The 18,281-nt window shown below is 56.6% G+C and carries 18 protein-coding genes and 1 tRNA gene; 12 read left to right on the forward strand and 7 right to left on the reverse strand.

Annotated features, from left to right (window positions below):
* Window positions 1-8 precede the first annotated feature (8 nt).
* The 3 genes from VRY85_RS08305 to VRY85_RS08315 all read left to right on the forward strand — a co-directional run bounded on the left by VRY85_RS08305 (window position 9) and on the right by VRY85_RS08315 (window position 3,280).
* Entirely contained in the window at window positions 9-1,604 is a 1,596-nt protein-coding gene (locus tag VRY85_RS08305; protein ID WP_414598121.1) for a TerC family protein, read from the forward strand.
* The gene (locus tag VRY85_RS08310) at window positions 1,601-2,497 is read left to right on the forward strand and encodes an undecaprenyl-diphosphate phosphatase (protein ID WP_414598122.1); all 897 of its coding nucleotides are present in this window, start codon (window positions 1,601-1,603) and stop codon (window positions 2,495-2,497) included. Before VRY85_RS08305 ends, VRY85_RS08310 begins: the two co-directional genes overlap by 4 nt.
* A 174-nt stretch (window positions 2,498-2,671) precedes the next feature.
* Complete coding sequence (locus VRY85_RS08315) at window positions 2,672-3,280, forward strand: carbonic anhydrase (protein WP_414598123.1); 609 nt, start codon at window positions 2,672-2,674, stop codon at window positions 3,278-3,280.
* A 12-nt stretch (window positions 3,281-3,292) separates the two neighbouring features.
* Here the strand turns inward: VRY85_RS08315 and VRY85_RS08320 are convergent, their stop codons facing one another.
* The 3 genes from VRY85_RS08320 to VRY85_RS08330 all read right to left on the reverse strand — a co-directional run bounded on the left by VRY85_RS08320 (window position 3,293) and on the right by VRY85_RS08330 (window position 5,357).
* Entirely contained in the window at window positions 3,293-4,054 is a 762-nt protein-coding gene (locus VRY85_RS08320) for a UDP-2,3-diacylglucosamine diphosphatase (protein WP_414598124.1), read from the reverse strand.
* Window positions 4,047-4,556 carry a peptidylprolyl isomerase gene (locus VRY85_RS08325; protein ID WP_414598250.1) on the reverse strand — a complete coding sequence of 170 codons (510 nt, stop codon included), beginning with the start codon at window positions 4,554-4,556 and terminating at the stop codon, window positions 4,047-4,049. Before VRY85_RS08325 ends, VRY85_RS08320 begins: the two co-directional genes overlap by 8 nt.
* 168 nt (window positions 4,557-4,724) lie before the next feature.
* Window positions 4,725-5,357, reverse strand: a complete 633-nt coding sequence (locus VRY85_RS08330) for a tetratricopeptide repeat protein (RefSeq protein WP_414598125.1) — start codon at window positions 5,355-5,357, stop codon at window positions 4,725-4,727.
* Between the two features lie 158 nt (window positions 5,358-5,515).
* Between VRY85_RS08330 and cysS the strand changes: the two genes are divergently transcribed.
* The 7 genes from cysS to VRY85_RS08365 all read left to right on the forward strand — a co-directional run bounded on the left by cysS (window position 5,516) and on the right by VRY85_RS08365 (window position 11,979).
* A complete protein-coding gene (gene cysS, locus VRY85_RS08335) occupies window positions 5,516-6,964 on the forward strand; it encodes a cysteine--tRNA ligase (RefSeq protein ID WP_414598126.1) in 1,449 nt (482 codons plus the stop codon).
* Window positions 6,949-7,620 carry a DNA-3-methyladenine glycosylase family protein gene (locus tag VRY85_RS08340; protein ID WP_414598127.1) on the forward strand — a complete coding sequence of 224 codons (672 nt, stop codon included), beginning with the start codon at window positions 6,949-6,951 and terminating at the stop codon, window positions 7,618-7,620. The genes cysS and VRY85_RS08340 overlap by 16 nt, the downstream gene beginning before the upstream one ends.
* A 20-nt stretch (window positions 7,621-7,640) precedes the next feature.
* Window positions 7,641-8,606 (forward strand): acetyl-CoA carboxylase carboxyltransferase subunit alpha, encoded by a 966-nt coding sequence (locus tag VRY85_RS08345; RefSeq protein ID WP_414598128.1) that lies wholly within the window; start codon window positions 7,641-7,643, stop codon window positions 8,604-8,606.
* 7 nt (window positions 8,607-8,613) lie between these two features.
* Window positions 8,614-9,672, forward strand: a complete 1,059-nt coding sequence (gene tilS / locus VRY85_RS08350; protein WP_414598129.1) for a tRNA lysidine(34) synthetase TilS — start codon at window positions 8,614-8,616, stop codon at window positions 9,670-9,672.
* Between the two features lie 85 nt (window positions 9,673-9,757).
* Complete coding sequence (locus tag VRY85_RS08355; RefSeq protein ID WP_414598130.1) at window positions 9,758-11,032, forward strand: aspartate kinase; 1,275 nt, start codon at window positions 9,758-9,760, stop codon at window positions 11,030-11,032.
* A gap of 60 nt (window positions 11,033-11,092) precedes the next feature.
* A tRNA-Ser gene (locus tag VRY85_RS08360) sits at window positions 11,093-11,185 on the forward strand.
* 506 nt (window positions 11,186-11,691) lie between these two features.
* Window positions 11,692-11,979: an H-NS family nucleoid-associated regulatory protein gene (locus tag VRY85_RS08365; RefSeq protein WP_414598131.1), complete on the forward strand. Its 288-nt coding sequence runs from the start codon at window positions 11,692-11,694 to the stop codon at window positions 11,977-11,979.
* 442 nt (window positions 11,980-12,421) lie between these two features.
* Here VRY85_RS08365 and VRY85_RS08370 read toward each other — a convergent pair whose 3' ends face one another.
* Together VRY85_RS08370 and VRY85_RS08375 are read right to left on the reverse strand one after the other, a co-directional pair.
* Window positions 12,422-13,609: a calcium:proton antiporter gene (locus VRY85_RS08370; protein WP_414598132.1), complete on the reverse strand. Its 1,188-nt coding sequence runs from the start codon at window positions 13,607-13,609 to the stop codon at window positions 12,422-12,424.
* A 135-nt stretch (window positions 13,610-13,744) separates the two neighbouring features.
* Window positions 13,745-13,975: a hypothetical protein gene (locus VRY85_RS08375; protein WP_414598133.1), complete on the reverse strand. Its 231-nt coding sequence runs from the start codon at window positions 13,973-13,975 to the stop codon at window positions 13,745-13,747.
* Window positions 13,976-14,165: 190 nt separating this feature from the next.
* Here VRY85_RS08375 and VRY85_RS08380 point away from each other — a divergent pair, with 190 nt between their 5' ends.
* Window positions 14,166-15,074 carry a DNA/RNA non-specific endonuclease gene (locus VRY85_RS08380; protein ID WP_414598134.1) on the forward strand — a complete coding sequence of 303 codons (909 nt, stop codon included), beginning with the start codon at window positions 14,166-14,168 and terminating at the stop codon, window positions 15,072-15,074.
* A 146-nt stretch (window positions 15,075-15,220) separates the two neighbouring features.
* Here the strand turns inward: VRY85_RS08380 and VRY85_RS08385 are convergent, their stop codons facing one another.
* Window positions 15,221-16,570, reverse strand: coding sequence for an aspartate aminotransferase family protein (locus VRY85_RS08385; protein WP_414598135.1), 1,350 nt, complete (start codon window positions 16,568-16,570; stop codon window positions 15,221-15,223).
* A gap of 153 nt (window positions 16,571-16,723) precedes the next feature.
* Between VRY85_RS08385 and VRY85_RS08390 the strand changes: the two genes are divergently transcribed.
* Window positions 16,724-17,638, forward strand: a complete 915-nt coding sequence (locus tag VRY85_RS08390; RefSeq protein ID WP_414598136.1) for a LysR family transcriptional regulator — start codon at window positions 16,724-16,726, stop codon at window positions 17,636-17,638.
* Here VRY85_RS08390 and VRY85_RS08395 read toward each other — a convergent pair.
* Window positions 17,629-17,976 (reverse strand): carboxymuconolactone decarboxylase family protein, encoded by a 348-nt coding sequence (locus tag VRY85_RS08395; protein WP_414598137.1) that lies wholly within the window; start codon window positions 17,974-17,976, stop codon window positions 17,629-17,631. The two genes, VRY85_RS08390 and VRY85_RS08395, sit on opposite strands and share 10 nt — an antisense overlap.
* Between the last annotated feature and the right edge of the window lie 305 nt (window positions 17,977-18,281).

An 18,281-nucleotide genomic window follows, 5' to 3' on the forward strand; every position in this document is an offset into this window, starting at 1 on the left:
TCGGAACAATGTTCTTTGAATGGATGGCAGAGCCGTCAGCGTGGGCCGGTTTGCTCACGTTGGTGGTACTGGAGATCGTTCTTGGTATCGATAACCTGATCTTCATCGCCATCCTGGTTGATAAGCTGCCGCCCCATCAGCGGGATCGCGCCCGCGTGCTGGGTTTGTCCTTGGCGCTGTTCATGCGCCTGGCGCTGCTTTCCATCATTTCGTGGCTGGTCACCCTGACCGAGCCCTGGTTCTCCATTGGTCCACTGGCATTCTCCCAGCGCGACGTCATTTTGATTGTGGGAGGCTTGTTCCTGCTTTTGAAGGGTACGGTCGAGCTGCACGAGCGCGTGGAGGGTAAGGCCGAGCATTCTGCCGGCCCGCGCCTGCATGCGGGCTTTGGCGTCATCGTGCTGCAAATCGTGGTGCTGGATGCCGTGTTTTCGCTGGACGCAGTCATTACCGCAGTGGGCATGGTGGATCATTTGTCCATCATGATGATAGCCGTCACGATTGCCATCATGTTGATGCTGGTGGCATCCAAACCCCTGACCCGCTTTGTGAATTCCCACCCCACTGTGGTCATTCTGTGCCTATGCTTTCTCCTGATGATCGGTTTTACGCTGATCGTGGAAGGCTTTGGCTTCGCCGTGCCCAAGGGGTACTTGTACGCCGCCATCGCATTTTCCGTTGTTATCGAAACGCTCAACCAGCTTGCGCGGCGTAATCTGCGTCGCCAGGTGGCGAGTCGGCCTTTGCGCGAGCGTACGGCGGAAGGCGTGATGCGTATGCTGGGGATGAGGCCGGTCTCCGAAGACGACGAAGCGCTGGTTGTTGCAACGGCGGAGGCTGGGTTGTCCGCCCAGGTGTTCGAAGATGAAGAGCGCTACATGGTCAGTGGTGTGCTGACCTTAGCCGATCGCTCCATTCATTCGGTGATGACCCCGCGCACCGAAGTGTCTTGGTTGAACCTTGACGACCCGCCCCAGGTTCTGCGTGAAAAGGTGTTGCGCTCGCCACACAGCTTTTTTCCGGTGTGTCGGGGAAAGCTGGATGACATTGTTGGCATTGGCCGGGCCAAGGACATCGTGGCCGATCTGGCAGAACATGGCAAAATCCGTGTTTCGCATTTGCGCGAGCCGGTTATCGTGCACGAATCGATCAGCATGCTGAACCTCATGGAAACGCTCAAGCACGCCCGGGGCCAACTGGCGATGGTGACCGATGAGTTCGGCGCTATCGAGGGTTTGGTGACGCCCATGGATATGTTTGAAGCCATTGCCGGGGAGTTCCCGGACGAAGACGAGCTACCGGATATTGAAGAACTGGGGGAAGGGCGCTGGCGGGTGGACGGCGGAGCCGATCTGTTGCATCTGGAACTGATGCTGAAAACAGAAGGCTTGGTGGACGACAATGATGACTACACAACAGTCGCCGGTTTTATGCTGGCGCGCTTTGGCCATTTGCCTGAGGTCGGCGACCGTTGCGCATTGGAGCATTCGCACGTTACTTTCGAGTTCACCGTCGAACGCATGGAGGGGCGGCGCATCGCTTCGGTGTTAATCGAACGGCAGCCGTCTGATACAGAAGATATTGCAGGAATGAAAGAGGAATGACCGAATCCGCTTGGTTTATGTTGAAAGCGCTGTTTCTTGGCGTAATAGAAGGTTTGACGGAGTTCATTCCGGTTTCAAGTACCGCGCATCTGCTTATCATCGGCTCGTGGCTGGATTTTTCCTCCAGCGATGACAAAGTCTTTGAGGTGGTGATTCAGTTCGGCTCGATTCTGGCCGTCATGTGGATCTTCCGGGCGCGTTTGTATCAGCTTTTCAGCGGCGCACTGAAGCAAGACCCGGTAGAACTGGCGTTTATGCGCAATTTGTTCATTGCCTTCCTTCCGGCAGCCGTGATCGGTGCGCTGGCCATTAAGTACATCAAAATGCTGTTTCACAGCCCAGCTGTATTTGTCTTTACGCTGGTTGTGGGCGGGTTCATTATGCTATGGGTGGAGCGCAAGCCCCAATATGCCAAGTTTGGGGCGGCGCAGGCAGGCACTGCCGAAGCGGCTACTGCACCCTCGGGGGCAGCTGAAACTGAGACCAGTCGTCGCGCAACCGCCCATGCGCTGGAACAAATCTCCTGGAAGCAGGCTTTAGTCGTGGGTTTTGCCCAGTGCCTGGCGATGGTTCCGGGTACATCGCGCTCGGGAGCGACCATCATTAGCGGCATGATTGCAGGTATTGATCGCCGCACAGCGACTGAGTTTTCTTTCTTCTTGGCCATGCCCACCATGCTGGCGGCGACGGTGTACGACCTCTACCGAAACGCCTCGGTACTCGACAGCACCGAGGTATCCGCCATTGCCATTGGTTTTGTTGCGGCGTTTTTCAGTGCGTTGGTGGTCGTGCGTGCAGTACTGAGTTTTGTGTCGCGTCACACGTATCGTCCGTTTGCCTGGTACCGGATTGGTCTTGGGGCCGTCGTAGCGGTGTGGCTGCTGTTGTCTTGAAAATAGTGCTGTCCCTGACATCGGGCTCCCGTATAATTCGGCCCTGAATCTTTAAGATAAAGGCTATTGAATATGGGTGACGGATGCTGCGGGCATACGCTCAGAGATATTTCTCACTTTAAGACCGCGATCAAGAACTTCCGAACCGAGTACTACGAACGACATCCGGAATTGATGAAGCGCCTGAATACAGAAGGTCAGGCGCCTGCCACGCTTATCATCGCCTGTTGTGATTCGCGGGTGGAAACCGGCTTGCTCATGCAGGCCCAGCCCGGTGAGCTGTTTACGGTGCGCAACGTGGCCAATCTGGTGCCACCGTACGAGCCCGACGAAGAACTGCACGGCACATCGGCCGCCATCGAATATGCGGTGCGAGATCTTCAGGTCGATCATATTATTGTTCTCGGACATGCCCAGTGCGGGGGTATACGTGCCATGATCACCAAGGCCATGGGAAAAGAAATAGAGCGCGACTTCATCGGCCCCTGGGTGAGTCTGGCGCACCGGGCCACCGAGCTCTATGTGAATGGCCCTGATGGGTATCGCGAACCCATATCGCTTGAGTTGCTGGAACAGCACCCCAGCTTGGTCGAGCGTGCGGCCATATCGGGGTCCTTGAATAACTTGCTGACTTATCCCTGGATCAAGAGTGAGGTTGATGCCGGCAGGCTGGCCTTGCATGGCTGGTGGTTTGATATTGAGTCCGGCGATCTCTGGACAGCCCAGTATCCCGAGGTTTACCTGCGGCGTGTGCCTGATGATGCTGAAGCGCCCACCGACTGACCCGACAAGCCGCTAGTATTGCTGCAGGCGCGCGCCGTCTGCATTAATGGCTATCCATCCGCCGCGTGCTGTGTCGGCATGGTCAAAATCCCAATCGGGCAGCACCAGGCGTTCGTACTTGCAGCCTTCCATTGTCCACTCATGGCGAGCCGGGCGGTGCGTGTGACCATGTATCAGCATACAGACGCCCGCTGTGCGTAGGGCGTGCGCAATAGCTGACTGCTCCACGTCCATGATGACGGCGGATTTATATTGGTTGGAATGACGGCTGCGGGAACGTGCCCAGTTGGCAATGCCACGGCGCAGCCGCAAAGGCAAGGCAAGATAGCTGCGTTGCACCACCCGGTTGCGCACAATGCGGCGAAAGCGCTGATAGGCCTGGTCGGCCGTGCAGTATTCATCGCCGTGCGCCAGCAGAATTTGCCCTGCATCAGTTGCAAGCACAACCGGCTCGGGCAGGGCGTGTGCGCCTATCTGTCTTAACAGGCTTTTACCGATAAGAAAGTCGCGATTGCCACGCCCTAACCATACTGGGATGCGGGCGGCAGTGGTTTTCATGGCATCCATCGCCTGTTGCAACCAAGGCTCGGGTTGAAGTGCGGCATCGTCGCCGATCCAGGCGTCGAAGATGTCGCCTGCGAGAATTAGCGCATCGGCCTGTAGCCGCGCCTGTTCCAGAAAATCGAAAAATGCGGCGGCTGTGGCCGGAGAGTCCGGGCCCAAATGGATGTCGGATGCCACCCAGATGCGGCCCGGTATGTGAAGCTTATTCAACGACCGAGGCTTTCTCGATGATGACGTCTTCGACGGGGACGTCTTGATGGAAGCCGCGGCTGCCGGTTTTCACGCCTTTGATTTTGTCAACGGTTTCTGTGCCTTCTACCACTTTAGCGAATACGGCATAGCCCCAACCGTTGGTGGTGGGGGCGGTATGGTTCAGAAAGTCGTTGTCGGCGACGTTAATGAAGAACTGTGCTGTAGCCGAGTGAGGGTCGGAAGTGCGGGCCATGGCGACGGTGTAGCGGTCGTTTTTCAGGCCGTTATTGGCTTCATTTTCTACAGGCTCGCCGGTTTTCTTTTGCTTCATGCCGGGTTCAAAACCACCGCCTTGAATCATGAAGTTGTTGATGACGCGGTGGAATACCGTGCCGTCGTAGAAGCCATCGCGCACGTAGCTCAGGAAGTTTTCGCTTGTTTTAGGCGCTTTTTCAGCATCCAAAGCAATAATGATGTCGCCGTGATTGGTCTGAAGCTTGACGCGGGTTTCAGTTGTCATGGGGGAATTCCCTTCATTAGTGGAGGAGTTGTCGGCTGCTGCGCTCGTGCCTGCTGCAAGCAGGGCGGAGGCAAACAGGGCGGCGCCAAACCGTTTGAGGCTCGGCCGGTTGAATTTCAAGCGTGTATCAGCCATGGATGTTTACAGTTTCTGAAAAAGTGGAGGAGATCAGCGGCTGGCTTGTTCAGCGGCGCGGAATGAGGCTTCGGCCTGCAGCAGTTGCACTCGGCCCAGATTGGCTCGCGCATCCCGATATTCAGGGTTTGCATGAAGTGCCATATTCAGTGATTGCTCCGCCATATCCAGCCTGCCGGTTTTGACATATTCCGCTGCCAGATTGTTCCAGGGTTCAGGGAGTTCTGGATATTTCTGCGTCATCTCGCGGTAGATGGCAATGGCTTCTTCATGCCGCCCCAAAGTAGCGAGTGCTCGAGCGTTGAGGAACATAAGCTGCACATCGTTGCCGAGAGGGTCTGGGGTTTCGGCGTACTGGGCTTTGCGCTTCTCGATGGTTTCCAGGGCGGCGGCGGCCTGACCCTGATCCAGCATTTGAGCGATGCGGTCGGTGATTTCCGAAGGCGTCAGTGGAATGCTGGTATCTACGTTTGGTTCGAGGGCTTCGAGCAGGCGGGCCAAACCCTTCCAGCCAGAGTCTTCAGGCTTTTCGCCAGGAAATAGGTATTGATCGCTCTGGCTGAGCGTCGCAGGCGCGCCTTGCGCCGAAACGACAGGCGCACAGAGCAGGAGTGCCGCAGTGGAGGCACCGGCGGACAAGGCTTGGAGAAAGGGCGATGAGCTCACGAGCACGTTTCCTGGAGTCGTCTTGCTATACTTAAAGACCTCCATTTTAGCCGTGCTTTCATCAGATGGCCCGTTTTAGCGGGCCTTTCGTGCCTTGGCCGTATGGCCGGGGCCTGAAAAGAGAGCATTGCTTGCGATATTCGACACAAGAACGGCAGATGCTGCAAATTCATAATACCCTCACGCGCAACAAGGAAGCGCTGCGCCCCGTTGAGCCTGGACACGTCCGCATGTATGTATGTGGCATGACGGTGTACGACTTCTGTCACCTGGGCCACGCGCGCATGTTGGTGGGCTTCGACATTGTTCAGCGTTGGTTGCGGGCGTCAGGGTATCGCGTCACCTACGTACGCAATATTACCGATATCGATGACAAAATCATTCGGCGTGCGGTTGAAACCGGCCGACGTCTGGGTGAAGTGACATCGTTTTTTATTGATGCCATGCACGCCGATGAGCGGGCGCTGGGCGTGCAGTCGCCCGACCATGAGCCGCGCGCCACGGAACACGTGGGCGACATGCTGGACATTATTTCGCGCCTGGAAGAAAAAGATCTGGCCTATCGCACTGAAGACGGCGATGTTAACTATTCCGTGCGCGGTTTCCCGGGCTATGGAAAGCTGTCGGGCAAATCGCTTGACGATCTGCGCGCAGGCGAACGCGTCGCCGTTACTTCCGGCAAGCGCGACCCCCTGGATTTCGTGCTGTGGAAGGCTGCCAAAGACGAAGAACCCGAAGAGTCTAAGTGGGATTCTGACTACGGGCGGGGCCGACCTGGCTGGCATATTGAATGCTCGGCCATGAGTAAAGCCTTGTTGGGGTTGCCGCTGGATATCCATGGCGGCGGCCCGGATTTGAAATTTCCTCACCACGAGAACGAAATCGCCCAAACCGAGGGTGCGTTTGGCGGCAGCCTGGCTTCCATTTGGATGCATTGCGGCCCCTTGATGGTGGACGCAGACAAAATGTCTAAGTCGCTGGGCAACTTCCTGCGAATCCGGTCGGCGATTGCAGCCGAGGGCGAGCCCTCCGATAGCGTGGCGGATTACGCGGTGAACCCGCGCGAAGCCGAAATGCTGCGCTTCTTCATTGTGCGCAACCATTACCGCAGCGTGCAGAACTACGCCGCAGATAACCTGATCGATGCTCAGCATGCGCTGGATCGCCTCTACCAAGCGCTGGCTAATGTGCCGCCGCAAGAGGTGGAAATCGACTGGGAGGCGCCATATTGCCGCGAGTTTCGCGATGCCATGAACGATGACTTCAATTCCGCAGGGGCGGTGGCCGTGCTCTTTGAGCTGGCCGGCGAAGCCAACCGCACGAAGTCCAGTCAGGTATCCGGCCTACTCAAGGCGTTGGGAGGCGTGCTTGGCCTGTTGCAAAACGATCCGCTGGTATATTTGCGCTCGCCCACCCGTTATCTGGGGCAGGGCGCGGCCGAAACTGAACTTAGCGCTGAGCAGATCGAGGCCCTGATACAAGCGCGCAGCGACGCTAAGCAGCAACGTGATTTCGCCGAGGCCGACCGTATTCGCGATACCTTGCAAGCGGCAGGCGTGGAGCTCGAAGATCGCCCTGGCGGCGTGACACAATGGCGTCGCGCCTGATGGGAACCGGCATGCACAATATTGCACGTCAGTCTGACAAGCCCGCATACTGGGATGAAGCCGTCGCTGCGCTTGTAGAGCGCGACCGCATCCTGCGCCGCATCATTCCTCAGTACGAGGGTGACTGGCTGGCAACCCCCCAGGAGCCCTTCGTCACATTGGCGCGCGCCCTTATTGGTCAACAAAGTTCAGCCAAGGCCGCCGACGCAGCCTGGAAACGCTTCACTGCTGGGTGCGGCGGAAAGCCCACCCCGTCTAAGGTGTTGCGCCTGGCAGCTGAAGACCCAACACTTGCAGCCTTGCCCAAACGCAAGGCGGATTACATTACCGATCTCGCTACCCATTTTGCTGAGAAGAAAGTCCGGCCGGCGCGCTGGGGCGAAATGGACGATGAAGCCGTTGTGGCCGAACTATGCGCGATTCGCGGCATAGGGCGCTGGACGGCCGAGATGTTCCTGATTTTTCATCTGCAGCGTTCCGATGTGCTTCCGCTAGACGATTCGCGCCTGATCAAGGCAATTTCGTTACACTACTTCAGCGGGGAACCCGTCTCGCGATTCGAGGCGCGTGAAGTGGCCCAAGCCTGGGCGCCGTGGCGCACGGTAGCCACCTGGTTCTTGTGGCGCAGCCTGGATCCTGCCGCAGCGCAGTACTGATCACTAGGATTTCACAACCCATGCGTAATACATACCTGGATTTCGAACAGCCTCTGGCCGAGCTTGAAAGCAAAATAGAGCAGCTCCGGTTCGTGCAGTCCGACTCTGCCGTCGATATTTCCGACGAAATCAGCCGGTTGCAACAAAAGAACACGGCATTGGCCAAAAACATCTACGCCAAACTCACCCCTTGGCAGACGGCGCTGGTGGCGCGGCATCCGCAACGCCCCTATACACTCGATTACGTACGGGAAATCTTCACTGATTTCCACGAAATGCACGGCGATCGTATGTATGCAGACGACCGCTCCATCGTTGGCGGCCTGGCGCGCTTCAATGGCACGCCATGCATGGTGATCGGGCATCAGAAGGGCCGTGATACCAAGGAGCGCGCCATGCGCAACTTCGGCATGCCGCGCCCCGAAGGCTATCGCAAGGCCTTGCGCCTGATGCGTTTGGCCGAAAAATTCCAACTGCCCATTTTCACGTTTGTCGATACACCGGGTGCTTACCCGGGCATTGGGGCGGAAGAACGTGGCCAGTCGGAAGCCATTGGCCACAATCTGTATGCGATGGCCGAACTCAAAGTACCCATCATCACCACCATTATTGGTGAAGGCGGGTCGGGCGGTGCGCTGGCTATTGCGGTGGGCGACGTGGTGATGATGCTGCAGTATTCCACCTACGCAGTCATCTCCCCCGAAGGCTGTGCTTCTATCTTGTGGCGTAGCCCGGATAAAGCCTCTACGGCAGCCGAAGCGCTGGCTATCACCGCTCCCCGGTTGAAGGATCTCGGCCTGATCGATCGCATCGTCAACGAGCCTATCGGCGGAGCACACCGCGACCCAGTCACCATGGCTCGCCAGTTGAACCGCGCCTTGGCAGATTCCCTGCGCCAAGTGTCGGGTATGACGCCCGAAGAGCTCGTTGAACAACGTCTGCAGCGCCTGATGTCCTACGGGCGGTTCAACGAAGTCAATAACTGAAGTCGCCATGGCGCATCGCTACCTGCCGCGGGGTTTTGGCGAACCCCGCTTGCTGGCGCCTGTGCGGCAAGTGTTCGATACGCTCGAGCCTGAGCCTTCGCAGCCGCTGCGCGTCGCGGTGGCTCTAAGTGGCGGCGCAGATTCCGCCATGCTGGCCGTGCATGCCGCCTTGGCTGCCCGGCAACGTGCGGGTGTTGAGCTGCATTGCTTTCATATTCATCATGGCCTGCAACAGGCGGCTGACGGCTGGCTGGAGCATGTGCACGCTTTGGCTGCAGGGTTGGCCCTGCCATGTCATAGCTTGCGGGTCGATGTGGCGGCTGCCTCGGGCAAAGGCATTGAAGCGGCGGCCCGTGACGCACGCTATGCTGGGCTGAAACGGCTGGCGGAATCGACCGGGGTGTCACATGTCTTGCTGGCTCATCATCGCGATGACCAGACCGAAACCGTCTTGATGCGCCTGTTGCGCGGTACAGGGCCAGTGGGTCTGGCGGCCATGGCAGCGATATCGGAACGCGGCGGCCTCACCTACCTGCGCCCCTGGCTGGAAGTCGATCGGGCGCTTATTGTGGCGTGTGCCCGCGAATATGCCGAGCTCAGTGGCTGGGCCGCTGTCGACGACCCGACTAATCTAGATGACGCCTACACCCGGGGGGCCGTACGGCGCCGCCTGGCGCCGGTGTTGGATGAGCGCTGGCCTGCTTGGCGCTCAATCTTGTTGCGCCATGCCCGCCAAGCGCGGGAGTTGGCGGGGCTGCTTGAGGAAGTGGCTAGCGAGGATTTTTCTCGCCTGGATGCCGGCCCCGATTTAACTGATTTTTCGCTCGCGGCCTGGCGGGAGCTTGGCCCCGCACGCCAAACATTGGTTTTGCGCCATTGGTTAAGCCTGCATGGCCTGAGGGCGCCAACCGACGCCCGCATGCGCGAATTGTGCCGCCAGCTAAGGGGTTTGCATGCCCTGGGGCACGATCGCAGCATGCGCTTACGCCATGAAGAACACTGGATTGTTTGCGTAAGAGGCCGCGTCAGTTTGTTGCCTTCAAACGACACATTGGAAAAACTGTAAAATAAGCCAGTTTTTCTATCCGACCTATGATACCTGCGGCGCAGGCTCTTGCGCTTAATCCGGTGTCCCCACTTCAGAGTAGAAGATGTCCCTGATCGTTCAAAAATATGGCGGCACGTCCATGGGCTCCGTCGAGCGCATACAAAACGTGGCGCGCCGCGTGGCCAAATGGCATGCCGCCGGTCATCAGGTGGTGGTAGTGCCTTCGGCCATGGCTGGGGAAACCAACCGCCTGCTTGGCCTTGCCAAGGAACTCAGCGCACAGCCTGATGGCCGCGAGCTGGATCAACTGGCCGCAACCGGCGAACAGGCCAGCAGCGCTTTGCTGGCCATGGCACTGCAAGCCCTTGGCACGCCGGCGCGTAGCTACACCGGCTGGCAGGTTCCCGTGCGTACCGACTCCTCTTACACGCGTGCACGCATTAATTCCATCGACGGTACCCGCATCCAGAATGACCTTGATGCGGGCCGAGTGGTTATCGTTACCGGCTTTCAGGGCATTGACGACGAAGGCAATATCACCACTTTAGGGCGCGGAGGTTCCGATACCTCTGCCGTGGCGGTGGCCGCCGCGTTGAAGGCGGATGAATGCCTGATTTTCACCGATGTCGATGGTGTATATACAACAGATCCACGCATTGTTCCGGAAGCACGCCGCATGAACGTCATTTCCTTCGAGGAAATGCTGGAAATGGCGTCGCTCGGTTCAAAGGTGCTGCAAATCCGCTCAGTAGAGTTCGCGGGTAAGTACCAGGTTCCCGTGCGTGTGCTGTCCTCTCTTACCGACCCCCAGATTTCGCTCGAAGAAGAAATGTCCTCGGGCACACTCATTACTTTCGAGGAAGACCAGAAAATGGAACATGCCGTAGTCTCGGGCATTGCCTTCAGCCGCGATGAAGCAAAGTTCACCTTGCTTTCCGTTCCCGACAAGCCCGGCGTGGCTTACTCCATTCTGGGGCCGGTCGCCGCCGCCAACATCGACGTAGACATGATTCTGCAGAATCAATCGGTGGAAGGCACAACAGACTTCTCCTTCACCGTAAACCGCAACGACTTCGCCCGCACACTGGAGCTGCTTAAGAACCAGGTCGGCCCCGCAGTCGGTGCGAAAGAAATTGTGGCGGACGATAAAGTCTGCAAGGTTTCCATCGTCGGCATCGGCATGCGCAGCCACGTTGGTGTCGCCAGCCGCATGTTCCGCACCTTGTCGGAAGAAGGCATCAATATTCAGATGATCAGCACCAGCGAAATTAAAACTTCGGTGATCATCGACGACAAATACATGGAACTTGCCGTGCGTGCACTGCACCGGGCGTTCGAGCTCGACAAGGCCCCTTCCGACGCAATTAGCGAAGACTGATAAAAAATCGTTGGTTGCTACAAAAGTTGGAAATATCGTGCTAGAATCACGGTTTCCTCAGGAGATGTGGCCGAGAGGTTGAAGGTACTCCCCTGCTAAGGGAGCATGCGGCTTATACCCGCATCGAGGGTTCGAATCCCTCCATCTCCGCCAGTTAGCTGTCCACAATAGCTAACTACCGTAATAAAAACCCGCGTGTGCAAACATGGCGGGTTTTTTTACGTCTGTGCTCATCGAGATTCGCTCTGCGCACATCGGCATTCGCTAAATGCTGATAACGAAGTTAGCGAGCCCCATTAGCGTGACGTTGCTGATGTGGCAGCTTTAGGCGTTGCTGAAATATGTGCTCAGTACGTTGATGGCGGCCCGATGAGGCGTGAAGTAGGTGTATTGCTTACGCTCGTGTCGTCATGACAATGAACGCCATGATAGTCAGAAGAAAATCAAATAGTCACGCATGCAGACTCTCGTATATAAGACGCGTGAAGAGTTGCACGTTAACAATCATTAGCACTAGAAACTTGCGCCTGACGCTCAATTACCCTAATAATCACATGTTTGATGATGAATGCCATATATTCCATTTATCGCATTCAATATGTTAATCTTGCACCCTTAAATCCACCTTCTTAGGAAACATAATGGCTACTTACCTTGAATTGAAAGCCCAAGCAGAAGCATTGATGCAACAGGCTGAACAAGTCAGGAAAAAAGAAATCGCAGAAATCGTAGCTGAGATCAAGGCGAAAATGGCCCAGTATGAAATCACTGCGGCTGATCTCGGCTTTGCCGTGGCAGGTGCCAAAAGGGCAAGCAAACGTGGCGGACCTTCTGTCGTTCGTTACAGGGGCCCTAACGGCGAAGAATGGTCGGGTATGGGCCGCCAACCTGCATGGATGAAGAACGCGCTGGAAGCGGGTAAAAGCAAAGAAGATTTCGCTGTATAAAACTTGATCTTCCTGCTTCTCTGTTACAGATCCGATACGTTCTGTAATGAGTTCTTGCTATTAAGCTCTGGCTCATGGTTTACGCCGGGGTCTAGAGATACCCTGTAATAGCCTGCCTATGTGTGGGCGGGAATTGAGTTTAACGGCTGCCATCAGCTTGGGTAATGTGAATACGGAAATGTATTTACCTATTTGCTAAGGAAGGCAGTCTGCTCGCTTGAATGAATGTGCTGGGTGATGTTTGTCTATTGCTGCAGGTGTTCAGAAAAGTAATCGGGGCTGGCAAGTTCCATGAGAAGTAAGGTGCGCATGGTTTATTGCAAGAAATCTGTGCACTCGACTTTCGTCTTTAGAAGGAGCCACTATTTATTGGAGGCTCCTTCTATTTTTTTATGCCGGTGCGAGTCATGATGACAACGACTCCCCCTAGCGCAGCACCCACTCAAGGGTAGAACAGCAGCAGGCCGAATACGGCAAACAGGGTGAGGTGCATAAACCCTTGAATGGGTGAAGTGCGCTGGCCGCTGAAGGTCAACATGCTCAAAGCGGCGGTTATGACGAAAAGAACAATATCCGCATTGGACAAACCCATGATTACTTGTTTGCCCGTTATCAAGCCTGTGATTAAAACCGCTGGAACCGTCAAACCCACTGTAGAGACGAAAGCGCCCAGGCAGAGATTGACGGCGCGTTGCATTTCGTTATTCATGGCTGCTTTGACTGCCGTGATAGATTCCGGCGTAAATACGATAATGGCAATGAGAACGCCGCTGACAGCAGCCGGGGCGCCGGATGCTGCAATACCAAAATCTGTGACAATCGCCAGGTGGCTGGATAACAGGACAATGGGGAGAATCAAGGCCAGCAGAATGCCGAAACGCATAACCACTTCGCCCTTAACGTAGGGGGCGGGTGCGGAGCCGTTGGAATGATGTCTCGGCCCGCCTGTACAGGGAGCAGCCTGAATCGTCATTAAGCCTTTTGGTGGCTGGACAAAGTACCGCCGGTGGCTATGCATTTGCAGCCACAAAAAACCCCCATACAACAATGTGATCAGTATCGAGACGCCAACTGCCTGCGTTGCTGAAAATGCTCCGGACATATGGGTGTAGTTGGGAAGCACCAGTGCAATGCTGGTGAGAAGAAAAATCATTGAAAGGTAGGCGCTCGCGCCTTGGGCGTTGTATTCCTGGTCACCATGGCGTATTGACCCGGCTATCAGGCAGACCCCCATTACCAGGTTCAGAATAATCATCATGACGGCGAAAATAGAGTCGCGGCCGATAGTCGGAAATTCGCCCGGGCCAAGCAGTACGGAAGCAATCAGAATCACTTCAATCACGACGATAGACAGCGTAAGAATCAGGGTGCCATAAGGTTCGCCCAATTGATGCGCCAGGTGATCGGCTTCGTGCACCACCCCAAAAGATGCTGTGAGAATGGTTGTAAACAGCACCAGAAAGATAATGCCTGCCGTGATCGCGCTAAGAGGCTCTCCAAGCCATTGCCCGCCATACGCAGAGAAAAGCCCGACGATCAGCCACGAACTCAACAGCCGGAGCCAGGTGATTCGGGGGAAATTGGAAAGGATGCGTGTCAGCGCAGGGAAGGGGGCAGGACGGTTGGCCATGAGGTACTCCGGTAGAAGAGCAGGGCCGTCCCTTGTTGCTGATGCCGTGCCGAGGTCGTCCTCGGTCAGGTTTGACTAGATGCGTTCAAACGCAATGATTTTATCATGTGGGCCTGCTTACCCGAAGACGGGGCTTCACCCTTTTGCCCGCATGCCACCCCAAATGAGAAAAATGCCCGCCACCCAGGCCAGCCAGAAGAAAATTCCTTCGTTGGCGATCATGAGGGCGGAAATAAGATCGACCATGCTTTCTTCGCAGCCGGAAGGGCCGGCCTGCGAGCATTTGATGGATATCTGGTAGAAACCGGCGGCTATTGAACCGATGATTAGCAATGCGCCTGCAATGATCATGAGGTTTCCGGGCATGGTTGCTCCTTCGATAGGGGTGAAAACTCAGGCCGTAAAGGCGGGTTAGCGTATAGCCGCATGGTCAGCATCTGGTTTTATACCAAAGTTGCATTTCCACGAGTTGCTGTTGCCTGAAAAGGGGGGCAAGGGGTGTGGCCTACAATGAGAGGCCCGGCGCCTTAAGCTGTTGCGCCCAACCCCCTGCAGTATGGCCCGCAATAAAAAACCTGTTCACCGACCCAAACGTCGTACCGCTTCTCGACGCAGCACTCGCTCCCGCAGCAATCTGGCTCGTTTCCTGAAGGCATTCAGCAGCTCAGCGCTATTAGCGTTTGGCTTAGCGAGTGCCGTTCTGCACCCTCAATGGCGCGATCAGGTCTCTCTGGCGCCGCTATTGGAACAGTGGGGGTGGCCGCAGCAGACCGTCGCTGCTTTGCCGCCGTCTGCTGGCGCCTATGCCCAGACCCGATTTACGCAGTGCCGACAGTTCTTCCCTGCGCAAGGCACGCCATTGGTGCCGTCGGGACGGGGTTTGCGCGAGCTGTGTTTTGATGCTTTCGCTATTTTGCACAATGGCGGCACGAAAACCCCAGTGTTTGTAGCTCAGCGCCTGAACCGGCGGATGATTCAGCAGGCTCGGGGCGTAGAGCGCCGCGACCGTTTTTATGCTGAAGCGCGCCTGCCGGCCGCTGAGCGCGCTGTGCTGGCGGATTATCGCAATTCAGGTTATTCGCGCGGCCACATGGCGCCAGCGGGCGATATGCACACGCCACAAGCCATGGAGCAGAGTTTTTCGCTGGCTAATATGGTGCCGCAGAACCAGGTGCAGAATGCCGGGGCCTGGAACCGCATTGAGCAAGATACCCGTAAATACATTATGCGGGCTCAGGGCGATGTGTATGTGTTTACCGGGCCCGTTTACAGCGGCGAACCTGCCCGCATTGGACAGGGCAGGGTGGCTGTTCCCGCTTACCTTTACAAGGTGGTGCACGATGCCCGTACAGGCAGAACCTGGGTGCACTGGCAACCCAACAGCGAGTTGGCGGCAGCAGGGCGGCCTATTAGCTATGAGTCGTTTGTACAGCGCACCGGGCTGTATCTGCTGGGAAGGCCCTGATGTCCGGCGCCTGATTCCGAGCTCAGGGCCGATCCCAACGTCGATCCCGAACCCGCACGCGAACCCGAACACCAACTTCAACCCATAAATAAAAAAGCGCCTCGCCGCTGTATTGCGGCCAAGGCGCCCTTTTTTCTAGTTAAGACTTAGGCGATTTCTTTCAGCGTTTCGCCCACAGCATTGAACAAGCTGTCGAGTTCTTGCGGGCTGCTGGTGAAAGTGGGGCCAAACTGCAGCGTGTCGCCGCCAAAGCGCACGTAAAAGCCTTTTTCCCACAATTTGAGGCCGGCTTCGTAAGGGCGAATGGCTGGGTCGCCGTCGCGTGCAGCGATTTGGATCGCGCCGCCCAGGCCGCAGTTACGAATGTCGATAACGTTGGGACTGCAGCCTTTCAGGCCATGCAGGGCGTTCTCGAAATGAGGGATGAGTTCCGCAGAACGCTGGATCAGGCCATCGCGGTCGAGCAGGTCGAGCGCAGCAATGCCCGCTGCGCAGGCCACCGGGTGAGCCGAATACGTGTACCCGTGAGGAAATTCGACCATGTGCTCGGGCAAGGACTGATTCATGAACGTATCGTAGATCTCGCTGGTAGCCACGACGCCGCCCAGGGGGATGGCGCCGTTGGTGACCTGCTTAGCAATATTCATGATGTCAGGTGTGACACCGAAGTACTCGGAGCCGGTCGTGGTGCCCATGCGGCCAAATGCTGTAATGACTTCGTCGAAGATCAGCAAAATGCCGTGCTGATCGCAGATTTCGCGCAGGCGTTGCAGATAGCCTTTGGGGGGAACCAGCACGCCGGCAGAACCGGACATGGGTTCGACAATGACAGCGGCGATGTTGGAGGCATCGTGCAGTTCAATTAATTTGAGCAGTTCGTTAGCCAGTTCAACGCCGCCTGTTTCGGCTTGCCCCCGTGTAAAAGCCAGTTCCGGTTGCAGTGTGTGGGGCAGGTGGTCGACATCCATGAGCGAACCGAACATCTTGCGGTTGCCGCCAATACCACCCAGGCTGGTGCCGGCGATATTCACACCATGGTAGCCGCGGGCGCGGCCAATGAGCTTGGTCTTGGCGGGCTGGCCCTTCAGGCGCCAGTAGGCGCGCGCCATTTTCACGGCGGTATCGGCGGCTTCCGAACCGGAATCCGTGAAGAAGACATGGTTCAGATTGCCCGGCATGAGCGCTGCGATTTTTTCGGCCAACTGGAAAGACAAGGGGTGGCCGAATTGGAAGGCGGGTGAATAGTCGAGCGTGCCAAGCTGCTTGGACACCGCTTGCTGGATTTCTTCGCGACCGTGGCCGGCGCCACAAGTCCACAGGCCCGAGAGGCTGTCGAAGACCCGGCGGCCCTTGTCGTCGTACAGCCAGTTGCCTTGGGCACCAACAATAATCCGAGGGTCTTTTTGGAAGGCGCGGTTGGCGCTGAAGGGCATCCAGTGTGAACGAAGATTGAGCGACTCGACCAGGCCCGCGGGTTGATAAGCAGGAAAGTTCATGAGTGTCTCCGAAAGGCGGTGAATGGGGAGGCAGTGGGGCCGTATGCGGCCACTTGTGGAAGGCAGTTTCCTTTATAGGCTTTTCATTATGCAAAATATTATGCGTAAGTAAAATAGCTATTTATTCAAGCATGCTTATGGGAAAACTCACCTATGAGAAAAAACCTGCTCGCCCAAGTCACCGACTTCGACCTGCGTTTGCTGCGGGTGTTTCGCACGGTGGCCGAATATGGCAGTTTTGCGGCGGCCGAAAGCGCACTGGGAATCACCCGCTCGGCCATCAGCCTGCATATGAGCGACCTTGAAAAACGCCTGGGCATGCGTTTATGCCAGCGTGGCAGGGCGGGGTTCGCGCTAACCGATCAGGGGCGTGAGGTGCTGAGGGCCAGTGCTGCTGTGATGGGGGCGATTGAGGATTTCCGCAGCGAAATCAACTTGATGCACCAGCGCTTGCGAGGTGAACTGAACATCGGCCTGATGAACAACCTTGTCACCCAACCGCGCATGCGCATTACCTCGGCCTTGCGTGAACTGCGGCGCCAAAGCCAGGAGGTGCAAATCCACATCAGCATGAGCACGCCAGGGGAAATCGAGCGAGGGCTTTTTGACGGTCGCCTGCATGTGGGGGCCTTGCCTCTGACCAACCGGCTCAGCGGCCTGGACTACCACCCGCTGTATGACGAACGTTCCCTGCTTTACTGCAGCCGCGACCACCCCCTGTTTAGTCAGGTGGCCGAAGTCGACGCCAACCAGGTGGCAGGCACGCCGGCTGTCGTGCCGACCTACCGCCTGAGTGCGGAAGCGCTGGATTTACACCGGAGCCTGTCGTGCGTTGCCAAGGCAACTGACCGCGAGGCCATTGCCTTTTTGATTCTGACGGGGGAATACATTGGTTTTCTACCCGACCATTATGCGGCCGGCTGGGTTGAAAAAGGCATGATGGCGGCCATCATGCCTGAACAAATGAATTTTCTTGTGGCGATTGCCGCCGTCACGCGAACGGGGCGACGGCAGAATCTTGTGGTGGATCGGTTTCTTGAGGAACTGCTAGAGCAAACTCAGGCTTGAGCGCTAGCAAATTCATTAAACGCTTCCATGGCGTTGGCGGCATACATCACGGAAGGACCGCCGCCCATATACATGGCCACACCCAGCATTTCCTGAATTTCTTCCTGGGTGGCGCCCAAACGCACGAGCTCTTTGGCATGGAAACCGATGCACGGGTCGCAGCGAATGGCGACACCGATAGCCAGCGCAATAAGCTCTTTGGTTTTTGTGTCCAGAGCGCCTTCTGCGTTTGCGGCCTTACTCATGGCGCCAAACGCCTGCATGACTTCAGGCACGCCCTTGCGTACGGGAGCAAGGTTGGTTTTGATGTTCTCGGTCAATTCAGTGTAGCGGGACATGTTTCTTCCAGGTTAAGTGAAAAACATCATTATATTAGAACCGACTAATTAATTGGTTGATGTTTAAGGTGTGCAAGGTGAGTAAGCGTGGTACACCAGCAGCGGTGATACCGCCGGAGTGTCTTGATACTTGCGTATGAGCCAGGTGGGACACCGGAAATGTTGTGCTTAAAATGGCGCATAATAAATAAGAATGTGTGCTGTGCCGGAGGTGGCGTGCGGCGCAGTTTTTCGACCATGAGAATAAGAACAGTGTGGGGAATGCCGTGAATCTGGCGCGGATCGCTCTCTACTAGGGAAGGAGG

The organism is Achromobacter sp. F4_2707, from assembly GCF_047501535.1.
GTDB lineage: Bacteria > Pseudomonadota > Gammaproteobacteria > Burkholderiales > Burkholderiaceae_B > Yanghanlia.

Bases quoted from the DNA above. Each gene is read 5' to 3' on its own strand.
- VRY85_RS08305 (WP_414598121.1), top strand. From the start codon at position 9: ATGTTCTTTGAATGGATGGCAGAGCCGTCAGCGTGGGCCGGTTTGCTC.
- VRY85_RS08310 (WP_414598122.1), top strand. From the start codon at position 1,601: ATGACCGAATCCGCTTGGTTTATGTTGAAAGCGCTGTTTCTTGGCGTA.
- VRY85_RS08315 (WP_414598123.1), top strand. From the start codon at position 2,672: ATGAAGCGCCTGAATACAGAAGGTCAGGCGCCTGCCACGCTTATCATC.
- VRY85_RS08325 (WP_414598250.1), bottom strand. From the start codon at position 4,556: ATGACAACTGAAACCCGCGTCAAGCTTCAGACCAATCACGGCGACATC.
- cysS (WP_414598126.1), top strand. From the start codon at position 5,516: ATGCTGCAAATTCATAATACCCTCACGCGCAACAAGGAAGCGCTGCGC.
- VRY85_RS08340 (WP_414598127.1), top strand. From the start codon at position 6,949: ATGGCGTCGCGCCTGATGGGAACCGGCATGCACAATATTGCACGTCAG.
- VRY85_RS08345 (WP_414598128.1), top strand. From the start codon at position 7,641: ATGCGTAATACATACCTGGATTTCGAACAGCCTCTGGCCGAGCTTGAA.
- tilS (WP_414598129.1), top strand. From the start codon at position 8,614: ATGGCGCATCGCTACCTGCCGCGGGGTTTTGGCGAACCCCGCTTGCTG.
- VRY85_RS08355 (WP_414598130.1), top strand. From the start codon at position 9,758: ATGTCCCTGATCGTTCAAAAATATGGCGGCACGTCCATGGGCTCCGTC.
- VRY85_RS08370 (WP_414598132.1), bottom strand. From the start codon at position 13,609: ATGGCCAACCGTCCTGCCCCCTTCCCTGCGCTGACACGCATCCTTTCC.
- VRY85_RS08375 (WP_414598133.1), bottom strand. From the start codon at position 13,975: ATGCCCGGAAACCTCATGATCATTGCAGGCGCATTGCTAATCATCGGT.
- VRY85_RS08380 (WP_414598134.1), top strand. From the start codon at position 14,166: ATGGCCCGCAATAAAAAACCTGTTCACCGACCCAAACGTCGTACCGCT.
- VRY85_RS08385 (WP_414598135.1), bottom strand. From the start codon at position 16,570: ATGAACTTTCCTGCTTATCAACCCGCGGGCCTGGTCGAGTCGCTCAAT.
- VRY85_RS08390 (WP_414598136.1), top strand. From the start codon at position 16,724: ATGAGAAAAAACCTGCTCGCCCAAGTCACCGACTTCGACCTGCGTTTG.
- VRY85_RS08395 (WP_414598137.1), bottom strand. From the start codon at position 17,976: ATGTCCCGCTACACTGAATTGACCGAGAACATCAAAACCAACCTTGCT.